Source organism: Bradyrhizobium uaiense (assembly GCF_010811875.1).
Taxonomy (GTDB): Bacteria; Pseudomonadota; Alphaproteobacteria; order Rhizobiales; family Xanthobacteraceae; genus Bradyrhizobium; species Bradyrhizobium uaiense.
This window is the reverse complement of record NZ_VKHP01001194.1, coordinates 1-226: the sequence shown is the minus strand read 5'-3', so window position 1 is coordinate 226 and position 226 is coordinate 1. Positions and strand designations below refer to the sequence as shown.

Genomic DNA, 226 nt, shown 5'->3' with positions numbered 1-226 from the left:
TGATGCTCCATCGGCTGAAGCGCCGGAACACGCTGTTCCAATCGCCGAAGACCTCCGGGAGATCGCGCCAGGGAGACCCCGTACGCACGATCCACAGCCCTCCTTCAACGAACATTCGGTTGTCGCGTCCGGTCGAGCCCTTCTGATCGGGGCGCCCTATGATCAACGGCGCCATCCGCTTCCACGCCGCGTCGCTCAATACCAAACGGTCCATCACACCCAAGAC

Annotated in this window: 1 protein-coding gene; it reads right to left on the bottom strand. The window is 62.4% G+C overall.

The annotated features are described in order from the left end of the window. A partial coding sequence (locus FNJ47_RS49010; protein ID WP_236000661.1) for a transposase occupies positions 1-214 on the bottom strand: 214 nt, incomplete at its 3' end. Positions 215-226 lie beyond the last annotated feature (12 nt).